Source organism: Pseudomonas aylmerensis, assembly GCF_001702265.1.
GTDB lineage: Bacteria > Pseudomonadota > Gammaproteobacteria > Pseudomonadales > Pseudomonadaceae > Aquipseudomonas > Aquipseudomonas aylmerensis.
The window spans coordinates 175681-189058 of the sequence record NZ_MAUE01000041.1; the positions used below are offsets into that span (position 1 = coordinate 175681).

The 13378-nt window shown below is 56.7% G+C and carries 17 protein-coding genes and 1 pseudogene; 7 read left to right on the forward strand and 11 right to left on the reverse strand.

Translation table 11 applies throughout. The features are described 5' to 3' along the window. Positions 1-81 precede the first annotated feature (81 nt). Positions 82-807, reverse strand: coding sequence for a gluconate 2-dehydrogenase subunit 3 family protein (locus BBG20_RS25415; protein ID WP_065908342.1), 726 nt, complete (start codon positions 805-807; stop codon positions 82-84). 533 nt (positions 808-1340) lie between these two features. On the opposite strand from BBG20_RS25415, the gene BBG20_RS25420 reads away from it, so the two are divergent. Next, positions 1341-1484, forward strand: coding sequence for a hypothetical protein (locus tag BBG20_RS25420; protein ID WP_226939958.1), 144 nt, complete (start codon positions 1341-1343; stop codon positions 1482-1484). 97 nt (positions 1485-1581) lie between these two features. Here the strand turns inward: BBG20_RS25420 and BBG20_RS25425 are convergent, their stop codons facing one another. Further along, a complete protein-coding gene (locus tag BBG20_RS25425) occupies positions 1582-2358 on the reverse strand; it encodes a hypothetical protein (protein ID WP_177343964.1) in 777 nt (258 codons plus the stop codon). Positions 2359-2662: 304 nt separating this feature from the next. Between BBG20_RS25425 and BBG20_RS25430 the strand changes: the two are divergent. Next, positions 2663-2851 (forward strand): annotated as a pseudogene (locus BBG20_RS25430) (helix-turn-helix domain-containing protein); the annotation flags it as partial. Between the two features lie 368 nt (positions 2852-3219). Here BBG20_RS25430 and BBG20_RS25435 read toward each other — a convergent pair. Beyond that, positions 3220-3780 (reverse strand): fasciclin domain-containing protein, encoded by a 561-nt coding sequence (locus tag BBG20_RS25435; RefSeq protein WP_065908348.1) that lies wholly within the window; start codon positions 3778-3780, stop codon positions 3220-3222. Positions 3781-4409: 629 nt separating this feature from the next. On the opposite strand from BBG20_RS25435, the gene BBG20_RS25445 reads away from it, so the two are divergent. From BBG20_RS25445 to BBG20_RS25455, 3 genes are all read left to right on the forward strand, one after another. Further along, positions 4410-4730, forward strand: coding sequence for a hypothetical protein (locus BBG20_RS25445; RefSeq protein WP_065908350.1), 321 nt, complete (start codon positions 4410-4412; stop codon positions 4728-4730). Positions 4731-4759: 29 nt separating this feature from the next. Continuing rightward, entirely contained in the window at positions 4760-5194 is a 435-nt protein-coding gene (locus BBG20_RS25450) for a hypothetical protein (protein ID WP_065908352.1), read from the forward strand. A gap of 72 nt (positions 5195-5266) precedes the next feature. After that, positions 5267-5509, forward strand: a complete 243-nt coding sequence (locus tag BBG20_RS25455; RefSeq protein WP_065908353.1) for a hypothetical protein — start codon at positions 5267-5269, stop codon at positions 5507-5509. Between the two features lie 9 nt (positions 5510-5518). Here BBG20_RS25455 and BBG20_RS25460 read toward each other — a convergent pair whose 3' ends face one another. The 4 genes from BBG20_RS25460 to BBG20_RS25470 form a co-directional block, all read right to left on the reverse strand. Then, on the reverse strand, positions 5519-5728 hold the full coding sequence (locus BBG20_RS25460) for a hypothetical protein (RefSeq protein ID WP_065908355.1): 210 nt from the start codon (positions 5726-5728) through the stop codon (positions 5519-5521). Positions 5729-6050: 322 nt separating this feature from the next. After that, a complete protein-coding gene (locus BBG20_RS25465; RefSeq protein ID WP_065908357.1) occupies positions 6051-7085 on the reverse strand; it encodes a tyrosine-type recombinase/integrase in 1035 nt (344 codons plus the stop codon). Then, positions 7086-7301: a DUF4224 domain-containing protein gene (locus BBG20_RS32090; protein ID WP_083221485.1), complete on the reverse strand. Its 216-nt coding sequence runs from the start codon at positions 7299-7301 to the stop codon at positions 7086-7088. A gap of 84 nt (positions 7302-7385) precedes the next feature. Beyond that, entirely contained in the window at positions 7386-7856 is a 471-nt protein-coding gene (locus BBG20_RS25470) for a hypothetical protein (RefSeq protein WP_083221486.1), read from the reverse strand. A gap of 205 nt (positions 7857-8061) precedes the next feature. On the opposite strand from BBG20_RS25470, the gene BBG20_RS25475 reads away from it, so the two are divergent. Beyond that, positions 8062-8253 carry a hypothetical protein gene (locus BBG20_RS25475; RefSeq protein WP_226939957.1) on the forward strand — a complete coding sequence of 64 codons (192 nt, stop codon included), beginning with the start codon at positions 8062-8064 and terminating at the stop codon, positions 8251-8253. 36 nt (positions 8254-8289) lie between these two features. Here the strand turns inward: BBG20_RS25475 and BBG20_RS25480 are convergent, their stop codons facing one another. Both BBG20_RS25480 and BBG20_RS25485 read right to left on the reverse strand, forming a co-directional pair. After that, positions 8290-9414, reverse strand: a complete 1125-nt coding sequence (locus BBG20_RS25480) for a DNA-methyltransferase (RefSeq protein WP_065908392.1) — start codon at positions 9412-9414, stop codon at positions 8290-8292. Positions 9415-9463: 49 nt separating this feature from the next. Beyond that, positions 9464-9748 carry a hypothetical protein gene (locus BBG20_RS25485; RefSeq protein ID WP_065908360.1) on the reverse strand — a complete coding sequence of 95 codons (285 nt, stop codon included), beginning with the start codon at positions 9746-9748 and terminating at the stop codon, positions 9464-9466. 121 nt (positions 9749-9869) lie between these two features. Here BBG20_RS25485 and BBG20_RS25490 point away from each other — a divergent pair, with 121 nt between their 5' ends. Continuing rightward, positions 9870-10697 (forward strand): DUF2971 domain-containing protein, encoded by an 828-nt coding sequence (locus tag BBG20_RS25490; protein ID WP_065908362.1) that lies wholly within the window; start codon positions 9870-9872, stop codon positions 10695-10697. A gap of 50 nt (positions 10698-10747) precedes the next feature. Here the strand turns inward: BBG20_RS25490 and BBG20_RS25495 are convergent, their stop codons facing one another. Both BBG20_RS25495 and BBG20_RS25500 read right to left on the reverse strand, forming a co-directional pair. Continuing rightward, positions 10748-11179, reverse strand: coding sequence for a hypothetical protein (locus BBG20_RS25495; RefSeq protein WP_065908364.1), 432 nt, complete (start codon positions 11177-11179; stop codon positions 10748-10750). 252 nt (positions 11180-11431) lie between these two features. Continuing rightward, a partial coding sequence (locus BBG20_RS25500; protein WP_065908366.1) for a DNA cytosine methyltransferase occupies positions 11432-13378 on the reverse strand: 1947 nt, incomplete at its 5' end.

A 13378-nucleotide genomic window follows, 5' to 3' on the forward strand; every position in this document is an offset into this window, starting at 1 on the left:
TCGGGAATTCCTCTTCGTTACAGCAAATCACGGTCAGTCGGCGATGATGGATAGGCCTCATCGCTCAAATGTTCTGGGGGCTCAAAGCGTGTTGTCGATCAGGCTGGTGGGGATGATGTTGAGCTTCTGGCCCTTCTTGGCGATGACGTCACGAAAGTCATACCGCGCGCCGGGGAAGCCGAGCATCTTCCAGCTCGCCATGCCCTTGTTGCCGCCGTAGAGCGGGTCCGACAGAAAGCCTTCACGCATGTTGGCCAGCACTTGTTCGAAGATCTCCTTGGCACCGTCATCAAACTCGGCTCCCACCTGCACGGCGTTCTTCTCGAAGCGGGTCAGTACCTGGTCCTGTTGCTCGCCTTGCAGCTGCACGAATGGCTTGCCGAATTGCGCCTGGCTGTCCACGTCAATCGCGACCAACCCTTTGCGCCAGCGCTCGGCGGGGGTGAGTGCCGATTGGGTGCCCTGTTCAAAGGTCCCTTTGACGAAGCGGCCCAGCCGGTACAGCGTGGCGCCCTTGCCGTAGTCGCCCGCCAGCTGGCGATCGATAAAGGTCGCGCAGCCGGCGTCCTTGCCGCCGATGGACAGCGCGTCGGTGGGGATCAGCCGTTCGGCGATGGCTTCGGCGGTCTGGAACTCATGTTGATTGAAAAACGCCAGGCCTCCCTGGCGGACCGGGGGCAGGGCCGGCAGGCTGGCAGTGCCTGGCTCCCAGGGTTGGCCGCCGGTGATTTCCGCGGCGCGGGCGGCGGGCAATGTCGAGGCAGCCGCCAGCGCTATGGCCGAGGATAAGAAGTCTCTGCGCTGCATGAAGGTTCCTTTGCGAGTCTGGCGCGTTTCCCGTGCGCACACGGCAGCGCCCGCAGGGTTTTATGCCTGCGACACTCACACCAACAGGGGCGGCGCGGGGGACGAGCGGGATGATTCAGAATGTTTCGATCTGGAGTTTAGGCGGCGACAAATGACGGTGCTATTAACAATTTTGACGTAAAACCCTCAAAAACTGACGCACTGGGCCATCGCAAATCATTGATAGGAAACAGCATTTTTTCAGTGGCGGGATTTAACGGTTTCCACTGGAGGCTAAAAACGCCTGCGTGCGCCGGATCTGCTGCCATAGAGGGAGTACACGCATTGGTGACGCGACAGTAGGGTGCAGTGCAGGTGGTTTTCCTTACCCGTTACCAGGTGTTACCGCTCGTCGGAAATTGAGCACTATCATAGAGTTGGAGCGGTCGATGTACTGCGAAGAATAATCACAGGTGGCTATGCGATCCCTAATTCTTGATATGCCGAATGGACGCGAGCTCGTTGAGGAACTCGATCTTGCGACCGAATTGATGATGTCCATTCCCATCGAATTGGTGGGCGGAGATGAGTGGCTGGAGGCTTTTGCCAGGCAACAGCGCGCCTTCAAGGAATGGCGCTCGTACCTGCATTGCAAGGCCAAACATTCGGTGTATGACATCGCCCGCAAGATTGCGTGAGGCAAGGCCTGGCGGTTCAAAAGCGTGGTGTAGAGGCATTGATAAGGGGTGTGCACGTGTGTTCACACCCCGTCCTGCGGGAAAGGTGACGCTGGCTTCAGGCGGTCGGCCTGACCCGGAAGGCCAGGAATACCGGGCCGTAGGGAAAGGTGCTGACTTCCAGCTCGTCCAGCGGGTTGAGCGTGTGCGTTCGGGCCCCGGCGTTGCTGTAGATAACATGGCTGCTGGACACCGCAATGTTGATCTTGCCGGCCGCCGCCTGGATCAATGTGGCCTTGAACCCTTCAATCACATCGTCGCCCAGCGTCAGCGTGACGTCCGTGTCGCTGATGACCAGGATCGACTTGCCCGAGTCGGCCATGGTCAGGGCCCTGCTGGCGGTGATCGAGACATTGGTGTGCACGTGTCCCCCCGCGTGGTAGCTGACCATCCTGGGGTCTGCAAAGACCCGGCTGAAGGTCCCGACGTAATTGACACTGGCGCGCATGTCATCAAATTGCTCGATGACGTAGGTGCCGATGCTGCCGGAGACGTCGGCGTCGGCGTCCAGTGCCCATTTACGTCCCACCATCAGCCCGATCTGGGTGCTGGCGCGCACACCTGCACGCATCTCCTCGAGAAACAATTGGCTGATCTGGCCACCGCCCTTGCCCTGGGCATAGGTGAACCGTGCGATGGAGTGACTAGCCCCGGTAGGGCTGCCCTGGGAAGTATCGACCTCGTAGTCGATGAAGTCCGCCGAAACGACGGTGGTGGTCGTATTCGCGTTAGGCGCCCAAGTGAAATCCAGCACCCTTCCGGTCTTGACCTGCTCCAGCGTGGTGGTGGGCTGGGACGTTGTGGTCGAACCTGATTGCTTCAAATCATCGGTCATGATGCTCATCCTTAAGTGCAATGCGTGTGGGTGTGGGTCGAGCGATGAAGTGCGATTTGGGCGTGCCGTGCGACTATTGATTTGATCCAGCACGCGCGTCAGTAAAGCAGCATCCGTAGGGCCTTGCCGTGGTTCAACCCGCGACGATAAAACGGCTCGACGCGTGCTCGCTTGATCTTGGTTCCTGGGGCGACAGGTTTTGCTGCTGAAGTCCGCCCAGGCGGCCATGACGACGCGAGCGCCACTCTGGAACTAAAAATCCACCGCCACGCTCTCAGTTTTATCTTTTCGATTGGGATGAGTCATGAGCATTGGTGCAAGGTTGAAGGCGGAGAGACTGAGGCTGGGTCTATCGCAGTCAGAGATTGGAAAAATCGGTGGCGTCGAAGTGAACGCCCAGGGGCGTTACGAGAACGGCATCCGCCACCCACGCGCGGATTACCTGGCCGAGGTGGCAAAAGCCGGGGTTGATGTACTGTTCGTCATCACCGGGCAGCGTGCGCAGAGCGGCGCTGATGATTCCCTGAAAGCCGTCGAGGCGTTGGACAGCGCCACCGAATGCCTGGAAAAGGCCAGGGAGCTGATTCATTGAGTCTCAGCGACCCGCCGCCCATCTCGGGCGCAGCTGCTACGCTTTGTTTGAAGGATTATGGGCTTTCAACAAGATGACAGGACGTCATGGATAAGCGACTTGCAGGTCTCTCGTTTCTGCTGACCCTCGGCTGGGTAGTCGCCGTTGTGTCGGTCATTTGGTATTTCTACGAAAACTAGGCCGATTTCCGCACTCTATTGCTCAGACCCCAGCGGCTCTGGCGGCCTCAACACCCGGCAAACTGCGCGTCTGCCGGGAATGACGAGCGTTTAAGGCATCAAGACCGAGTCGACAACGTGGATCACGCCGTTGGACTGCATCACGTCTGCGATGCTGATACTGGCCTTGCCGCCCTTGGCATCGACTACCCAAAGCTTGCCGTCATGCAGCTTGATGTTCAGCGACTCACCTTGAACTGTTTTCAATACTACGGTGCCACCGTTCTTCTTGGCGTCGGCCATGAGCTGTGCCGATGTGTGAGTGCCGGGCACGACATGGTAGGTCAGGATTTTAGTCAAATCGGCTTTGTGCTCCGGCTTGACCAGAGTATCGACGGTACCGGCTGGAAGCTTTGCGAAGGCTTCGTTGGTGGGCGCGAACACCGTAAAGGGGCCTTTGCTGTTGAGTGTATCAACCAACCCGGCAGCCTTGACGGCTGCGACGAGTGTCGTGTGGTCCTTGGAGTTGACTGCGTTCTCGACAATTGTTTTGCTTGGGTACATCGCTGCACCTCCGACCATCACTGTGTCGGCGGCAAAGCTGAGCGTTGCGGTGACGGAGAGAATCGCGAAGCAGGCTGCTGCTGCAAGTTTCTTGTAAAAAGCGTGCATGATGTATCTCCTTGGCTCTCATGACCTCCGGGTGAGGGTATTGAATCTACGAGCCAGCGATCAAAGTGGATGCACCGGTTGACAAAATAATTCTTGGCTCCCAACTTTCCTGGCTGACCAGCGTCTCGTCCGGGCTCGGAAGCGAGGTTCGTGGAGGCTAAGGGGCTTCGTTCACTGCCGAGGGCATTATGCAGTCACAACAGAACAGGCTTTGGCGCTGGGATTAATTGCGGACCGCGCGTTGATGTCCAATTGCTTTGAAAGTGACGTGAATGCCCCGATGAAAGTACGGGCTGCAGCCCACATAGCGTATGCACTGCATAATGAGGCCGAGGCGTTCAGCAACGGCGCAGACTTCAACCTTGAGCAAGCCTTTTCACAGGTTGGCACTATCGACCAAGTCCTGGGTGACGGTGTGGTCTGGCCACTCTTGAGCCAACTCGATAGAGACGCTGAGCCCTCAAGCCGGGGCGGGTGATGGTAATCCGTCATCCATCGCTAGACGTTTTAACGTGCCTGTTGTCGAAAACTGCTACCCCGATCTTAAATATCAGCGCGAAGTGACGCACAATAAACCGCGCCTATACGGATGTAGTGCCACTCCCTCTTCATGACTAAGGACGGTAATCATGAATTTCAAATGCGTGTTTTCCCTCCTGCTATTGGCCGGTTGCGCTTCTCAACCCAATCACCAAGGTGTCAATTGGGGGGAGGGCAGCTGCCCCAAACCAGCCCCTGAAGACGTCTCCGCCACTCACCACCTGATTATCCAGGATGGCAAAACCCTCAAGTGCCAAATCCGTCCATACGTATGGAACATGGCTTGCCAAGGAATCGTCGACGGAGAAACCGAAGGCGTTGTTTGCCAGGATGGTGGGGGAAACCAGATGATTTTCCTGTTCGATAAGAGCGGGGTGCTGACTACGCATCGCAGCCTGAGGGCAGGCTAGGATCGGATTCAAAAAGGATAGCGAATCATATGTACTCTAAAACGTCGTTGATATTGACGGGGCAAGCCGTCTTATTCATGTGCATGCTCGCGACCGGGTGTTCAACGCACAAAGACTCACATTCATTGCCGAACCTTGCGGGTGCACAAGGCACGCTCAAGCTCGCGCAACAGGCAATTTCAGCGTATGAGCGAGGCGATAAAGAGCGATGGCAGTCACTGTTATGCCTTGAATCTGTTGATGACCCGCTGACGGGGTGGAATCAAATGCGTTCGCTGGTGGGTGATATTTCTGAAGTTAGATTGGTAAAGGTGTCTGAGGCATCAAACGCGGGTAATGGATCTGATGCAGACAGCTTTACCAACGTTGTTTATGAAGTGAAATCGCAGCATTACCCCCTTAAAACGCTTCTCCTGAAGTTTTTCCCTACTGAAAAAGATCAATGTGTGGGGTTGGTTTATTAGCCGGAGACAGCGGGCGGCCTGTTAATGTGTGCCGGCCCCTGCCAGAGCGCATCGGTGATTTCACGCTGAGGCATGACGGTTGATGGCGTATGGGGCGGTAAAATCTACACTTTTTGTTTTTTCAGGGAGATGAAAGAAATGTTCCACAGGTACGTGCGCCCGGTTGGCTATGGTTTGGCGATAGTAGGCACCTTCTCACTGCTGTTTTCGGCGTTCGAGTTGTTTGCGGGAAGAGACACCCTGTTTGCCGTGGCTAAATCAGCTGTATTTGTTGCGCTTGGCATTTGGGTGATCAAGAACTCAGTAAAGGCCTGATACGCAGGATCACTCCGGTGACATCAGCACGGCCAGAGTGAGCTTAATGAACTCTTCGTTTTCATCGATGGTGTGCAAAGCGCTGCGCACGTTTTCTGCCACTTCAGCGGAACCGCGTTGCTCGACCCAGTTCGATAGCTCCATGACAGAAGCCTCGAGGGCCAATTGGTTCTCGTAGAGTTTTGATAGCAGGGAGGGCAATAGATCTGAGTTTGGCATGGCTGATTCTCCGTGGATGTATCAGCGTAGCAGGTGGTGAAACAGGGACTTTGATTTGAGTCGGCAGAAGGCCGGGAGATGGGAATTGCGGAGCATAAAAAGATAAGGGCCTGCATGAAGTTCATCATGCAAGCCCTTGATATCTTTGGTGCCCGAACCCGGAATCGAACCGGGACGCCCTTACGAGCGGGGGATTTTAAGTCCACATACAAAGATATATAAAACAGTAGGTTAGGGCGATTATCGGTCCGCAATTGTTTGCGCGGGCCTCGCTTGAAGCCCTTTGTTTTCAAGGGCTCATATTTTATTGCGGAACGAGTTTTCACTTCGTTGGCAGCACTTTCAGGCCTTTACGGCGCCGGATATATTGCTCCGTCATACCGACAGTTGTGTGCCCCAGCTGATCTCTCGCATCGCGAATGCTGCCTGTCGATTCCTCCTTGTCTGTAGCCGCTTTTGCACGAAGGTCTCGCATTTGAAACGCAGACTTTTCAATCCCGGCCTTCATCCTGGCCGCGTCAAATCTGCCTCTGAGCATGCTCACTGTCATCGCTTGGCCGTTGTCCATTACGACGAGTCTGGTTGATCGAATCTTGTGCCCCTTTTTCCTTTCCAGAATGCGGTCAATAACCACCTTCAGCTCTCCTACAACCTCAATGCGGCGTTTAGCGCTGGTCTTCCCTTGCTTGATCAGTAACTGGTTATCCAGCAAGTCACGTTCGTCCATCTTCAGCGTGTCGCCTATGCGCTGAGCTGTGAGGTAGAACAGGTCTAACGCGTCCTTGAGTGGCTGATCAGCGTGCAGGTACACCGCGGCAAACATTTCGTCTTCGACGTAGGTGTCCCGGCCTGTTTCCTTATTTCCTTTGATGCCCGCGCACGGGTTGGCAAGTGAGGTATAGCCGCTCTGACGGGCGAAATTCCAAATGGCGCTGAGCAGCGCCTTCTCTCGGTTGGCGCGAACCTTTGCTGTTTTCGACCGATAACGCAGGTACTGAACGACGTGCTTCGGCTCGATCGCCTCAAGAGGGCCAGGTGGGTCATTGAAAAAGATCAGAAGCTGCTTTAATTCCCTTAGGTTGTCTTTTTGGGTGGCTGAGGACTTAGTAGGCACAACCTCTTCCATGTACTTGTTTGCAACGTACTCAAATGTCAGTACGGCGCCGACGAGGGCACTCGCTGCGCGGCTCTTTTCAAGTCGGGCGTATTCAACGATAGCCGCGCCGTAGTCGGAACCCAGCGCGATTTCCTTTCTCGGTTTGTCGCCTGCATCGTAGTAGTAATAAACCCTTCCCCCGGAGCGCAGTCGCTTTCTCAGCCGGGGGATGCTGCCGGGGTTAGTGGGTCGTCGTGCCATTTACTGAATTCCCATCCTTGGTTGCCATTCGGTCTTTTCGGGCTTTCGTTCTTTAGGGCTGGCCAGCAGCGATGCCGATATTACGCATGGCCAACCGTTCCGTTTGATCGTGTGGCGTATGCCGTTTCGGGATAGAACTTGAATCTGGCCGGCCTTGGTTCTTGCGCCGGTAAGCTCGCAAACATCTTCGTGCGACAGGAACTGAATTCCGTCCATTTCTACCTCCCACTGCCCGTAGCGCGCAGTGTCTTGTCGTTGTTCATGGGGGGTGCCTTGCCGCGCTGGGCGGCAGAAGGTGGGTTAGGTTTTTGCTGCTTTTGCGTGCCCGACGCACACCTTGGTGGGTTCGCCTTCTGCGTCCAGGTGGGCGTGGCACATGAATCCTTTTTGGTCGTGGGCCATGAACTCCGCATCGCAAGTGGTGATGGGCGACTGATTAGCAATCGAGCCCAGCCGATATGCGCACCCGTGACAGGCGCCGGCCGGGTCGCACTTGCTGGCGATCATCACGCCCTGGCAGGCGCCGATGAGTGTTGGCAGGTTCACGCTGGTGAACTTGTCGGGGTGGACCCCGCATTCCTCGATCAGCACCTGGTCACTCATCTCCGCGCAGTTCTCCGCGACCGAGTTGGCCATGCCAATCAGTTGCGCCGTGAACTCAACCAGGCGCTGCGAGCCATTACGCTGCAGGTAGCTGGTCAGCGCCTCTCGCCGCATCGCCAAGTCGAACTGGGCAATGCCTGCCAGGTCCGTGGCATCGCTGCGTGTCATGCTGTATTCACTGTTTGCAGGCATGTCGATACCTCGCCCGCCGCTCACCGGCAGGCATGTAGGGAAATGGAGTGATGGCGTTATGCCTAGATATCTGTGTTGTTGGGATGGGTGTAAAACGGGTATTCAACCCACCCAGTCGCCAGGAGGGCGCGTGCCTCATCAACTAGATGCGCCAATTGCGCACGCTTACCGCGGCCAAACGATGTTTCTCAAATTCGTCTGGCGGCGCCCAAACGACAATGCTCCGGTCACTGCCAAGATCATTGAGCAGGCGCCCATCCATGGCCTTGGCGAAGTCGCCGCCGAACTGACGGGACCCTGGCCCGATTACCCGGCCGCCCTTGATGAGGCGATGGCTGCTGCTGAGCGCTGGGTCGACAGCCAGCTGCCTTGAAGTAGCTCACCGGCAGGCATGTCGGGGGATTGGGGGTTAGGCTGCTGGGTGTTGCGCTGTGTCGCGAAAGACATCCATCTGCGCCGCGCCGTCGAGCCAGGCGGAAGCGATCCGGCGTTCAGCCATTGCGGCATATTCCGGGTTCAGTTCGCACAAGATTGATCTACGACCTTCCTGCATGGCGACCACCGCCGTCGTACCGGCACCGCCGAAAGGGTCAAGCACGATGCCGCCGAGTGGGGCGCCGGCCAGGATGCAAGGGCGAATCAGGTCAGGCGGGAAGGTGGCGAAATGTGCGCCCTTGAAACTGTGCGTCGGCACAGTCCATACGCTGCGTTTATTTCGCTCGGTGGGCATAACGGCGAGGGCAGAGTTCATTGAATCGTTGTCCTTGATTCGCCCCCGCGCTCTTTCTTCGCTGTCGGTACCGTGACCCCAGCCCACGCCGTTTGACTTCCTCGCAACTGCCTTCATGTTGCCGTTGCTCTTGGCCCCGCCATTGGCACGGTCACTACCGATTTGCGCGAGAACGTCTTGCGAGAGTCGGTTGTGGGTGTTGGGGGAGCAAGGTTCAAGGATTGCCGACTGGTCGTAGAAGTATTTCGGCGACTTACTCAGCAGGAAAATATACTCGTGGGCCTTGGTGCAACGGTCGCGGACGCTTTCGGGCATTGGGTTCGGCTTGTGCCAGATGATGTCCTGACGCAGGTACCAGCCATCGTCCTGCAGTGCGAATGCCAGACGCCATGGCATGCCCATCATGTCCTTTGGCTTAAGGCCATAACCCTTTGGGTCAGAAGTCGTTTTTCTGGACCGTTTCGGATGGTTGGAAATTGAATTCCTCTGCATGGCACTGGCGTTGTGCCCACTGTTACCGTGGGTTGTGGTTCGCCCTTCCGCCCCCCAACTGCCGGCGTAGCTGTCACCCATGTTCACCCATGCCGTTCCGTCGTCGCGGAGTACTCGACGCACCTCGCTGAACACATCCACCAAGCGCGCGATAAATTCGGCCGGCGTTTCCTCCAGGCCGATCTGGCCCTCGACACCGTAGTCCCGCAAGCCGTAGTAGGGCGGGCTGGTAACGCACATTTGAACCGATTTATCCGGTAGCGTCCGCATCGACTCAATGCAGTCGCCGATCAAAACGCGATGCTGTTTCATGGCCTTGGCCCCTTGTAGATGAAGACGTAGGCTAACCATAGGGTGGCGATCATGGCGCCACCTCGCGCCACTTTTCATACCCCTCACCATATTCCCAGCAGTAGGTTGCCGGCCATGCTCCGCGAGTCGCCTGGTTAACGATGTTGTAACTCCATCCGTCTTTCGTTGGTGTGGTTTTGATCCAGACGTGCTGCGCGCCGCCGAGATTCCAATCGCCGTAATCCTTGACGACCTCGGCCATGAACGCTCGCAGGTCGTGGTGCCCGCGACTCATCACGATGTAGGTGTCACCGCCAACGCTCTCGACGGCAAGCGGATACTTTTCTTTGGGCATGACTTCGTCCTTGCCGCTATAGCGGCTGACTTTGGAGGGGAAGGGGAGGGTGATATAGGGTTGAATTGAGCTGCGATAGTTTTTGCAGGTATATTGCGTGTTTTAAGACTGAGCAGATGTGATGAACCTTTACCACTACACGGATGTGAATGCAGTTAAGTCAATTCTGGAAAGGAAAAAACTTTGGTTGACTGATGTTAGATTTCTAAACGACGCTGAAGAGATGAGTGAAGGGTTTAAGATAATAATTCGATATTTAGAGTATCAGGTAAAAAAATTTCCTGATCGACATGAGCAGTTTTATGGGGCTGTAGAGTATATCAAAGGATCAATTTTGCTTAGAGAGGGTTACGGGCTTGATCGTCGACCTGTATTTGTCTCTTCTTTTAGCCAGTCAAAAGATTTACTGAGTCAGTGGCGTGCTTATGGCGCATATGCTATCGAATTTGATGCCGAATTGCTTCCCTTTCCATTATCGAAGTGCCTTTATGATGACGACGAGAAAAGTGATGAGGCAGCCTATGGATCTTTGGATTGTGCGCTAACTATGGCGCAAAGCATGCAGGAAAATGACGGTCAACTTGATGAGAAAGGTTATGAGGCGTTCTCAACAATAATAGGTCTTGCTGCTACAATGAAACATGCTAGTTTTTCCGAAGAGTGTGAGTATCGAATCGTATTGGGACACGATATAGATCCCGATGTTGAAGATGCATTAGATATTTCATTTCGCTCAAGAGGGAATTTGCTAGTTCCGTATGTAGAGGTATCAATTCCAGTCGAAAGCATCAAGTCGATCATGGTTGGTCCGATGAGAGATCAGGATCTTGCATACGCTTCGATGAAAGCCTTCGTAAATAAAGTAAATGCTGCTTCATTCGATCAGGAAATTTTTTCTCTGCATGATATCGATATCGTTAAGTCATCAATTCCCTATCGCGCGCCATAGGTGCGCTGTTAAGCTGTATAGATGTTAACTGTCTCTGAAGTAGTTGCGTCTCATGCGGTCTCCGAGACCGGCTGGCGAAACACCGGGAGGATGCCGGCCTGTTCTCGCACTGCTTTAACGCCATCTTCGTCGTAGCCCCAGATATTGCTATCGTCGAAACGTTCAGGGCCAAGATAGAACGGGCTGAGTGGTTCTCCAGTGCGGATGTAATCCCGGAACCCCTCGATGAGCGAGCGGAGCGTGCCGCCATGGCTGAACCCACGCCACCGGCCACCCCAGTTTGTTTTGTGCGTGAAGATCCGCCTGGCGCTGTATTCGTCGATGAACCAGACCTTGCCGCGCTGATCAACTTCCATGCTGGCGTAGCGATCAGCGACCTGGTTGAAGAAGAAGCGCCGGCCGTGGGTGCCGATGATCCGGATCACCTGGTTCACCTGTTCGGTGCGTTGCTGCTTCAGGGTGAGTTTGTTTTCTGTAGGCATGGGGAGTCCTTGCCGGGCCATGCCCGGGCGGTGGAGTAGGGGGATAAGGTGTCGTGTAAGGATCAAAAGTTATCCACAGGGGTGTGCGCTGATCATCTTCTTAATACCCTTTAAGATGTGGCTTCAGATATCTGGAGCGCTGCCGCATGAAACAACTCATCGCTGACCTGATGTACCAAGTGCTGATTGATCTGCTGAGCCAGATGCTGATGCGTCTGGCCGAGTGGATGGCGGTCGTGCCGTGGCTGTGAGTTATGCGGCGCGCGCCTGGCGCTCTTCGGTGCGCCACGGGTCGTTTGCTCCTGCGATTGCCGCCATTGGCGGCGGGCTCACGCTATTGCCGCACATGTGCACTTGCTGGGTGATGGTGAAGGGCTTGCCGTCGGATCCGTGGGTGATGATGTAGCCGGCGGGGAAACCCTGGGCCTTGTACAGCTCAGGTGGCTTGAGCATCCGCAGGCAGATATCGACGATCACGTAGGGCGTGCCCTTCACCATTACCGTGACCAGGGCCAGCCGGTCCTTGGTGGTGATGGTCGGTGCTGGCGAATCGCAGGCGCTGGTGTTCTCGGTACCGTAGTAGCTGATCAGGAAGGCAGCAACCCGGAGAGCACCGGCTTCGTGTTCTGGCGAAAGCGTGAGCGATACAAGTGAGCTCTTGCCCCCGCCACCAGCAGTAATGGTTGGGGCTGGATCATCCAGGCCCTGGCCCACGCTGCCGCCGAATGCCCGCTCCATGAATGCGCTGACCAACCCGTGGTGCTGGCCGCCGGCGCTGATGGTGTGTAGCGGGTCATTTGCGTCCCGTGCATCACAGTTGCCGCGCAAGTGCATCAGGTTCGCCGCCACCAGCTGCTGCTGGCTGCCGGTGTTGGTGACCGTGGTCATCGGGTCTTCGATGCTCTTGGCGTCGGTGGTGTTGAAGCCGCCATTCATCTGGGCCATGAACACCGAGGAGATGCCCATGGCGTGCGCGGCACCGGCGGCGCGCTGATAGTTGCCGCCGCTGGTGATGGTCGGCAGTGGCTCATCCAGCGCCTTGCTCGCGTCGTTGAAGCGGAACTTCACCAGGTGTGCCGCTGCGATCGTGCGGTGGTTCTGCGTCATCAGCGTGCCCACCGGCTGGTCCATGCCAACCGGCTTTCCTGAGTACTCCGGGCCACCGGCCCCAACCATCAACGGGCTGATCAGCGTCAGCTCGCCGCGGTTCGCACAGGTGACTGTCGGCAGAGGTTCGAGTGGGTCGTTGATTCGATCGCTGCCCTGGTGCGTTGCCGGTGCGATCACCGGGCTGACCACGGATAAGGCACCACCCTTTGGATAGGAGGTGATTGTGCGCAGCGGCTCATCGGCAGACTGCACCGACTCACCCGACCAGTTCGCAATCGGCACAATGAAAGGCGCCGGGTTGTCGATGACGAACTTCTTCATGCCCTTGGCAACCCGGCGCAACGTTGCGTCGGCCAGGTCCTTCTTGCGGCCGAAGATGCTTTTGCCCAGGTCGGTGAAGTCGATGCAGTCAGCGGCGGTCTTCCACTTTTGCTGGCCCTTGACCGGGTTCTTCGCGTGAGTAGGCTCCGGCCAGACGATCGGCCGGCCATCGCACCGGGCGATCATGAACAGGCGCTCCCGGCTGGTCGGTGCGCCGAAGTCGCATGCCCTGATCACCTTCCACTCCACGACATAACCCATCCCTTCCAGCAGCGCCACAAACCGACGCCAGGTGCGGCCACGCTGCTTCGGATCAGGGACCAGGAACTGGTTCGATACCGGCACTTGCTCGCCCGGTGCGGCGATTCGGTTGGTGGTCTTTCCCTTCTTGGTTGGGTGCGGCACCTGGTCCAGGGTCACCACCCGCCCGCTGGCCTTGTCACGCTTGGCGATCAATCGGCCCCACTGCAGGATCTGCTTCACGTTTTCCAGGCTGATCACCCGGGGGCGCTTCTTGCCTCCCCACTTGAGGCCGATCCACGACAGGTTGCGTATCTCACGTTTGCGCGGCTGGCCGCCGGCAGCCTGGCTGTGGTGGGTGCAGTCCGGTGACATGTGGAACCAGCCCACGGCCTTGCCGCCGCATTCGGTGTCCGGGTCACCGTCGAACACGTCGGTGGTGAAGTGCTTGGCGCCTGGGTGATTTACGGTGTGCATGCTGATCGCCGCGGCGCTGTGGTTCTTGGCCACGTTCACCGCGCGGCCCAG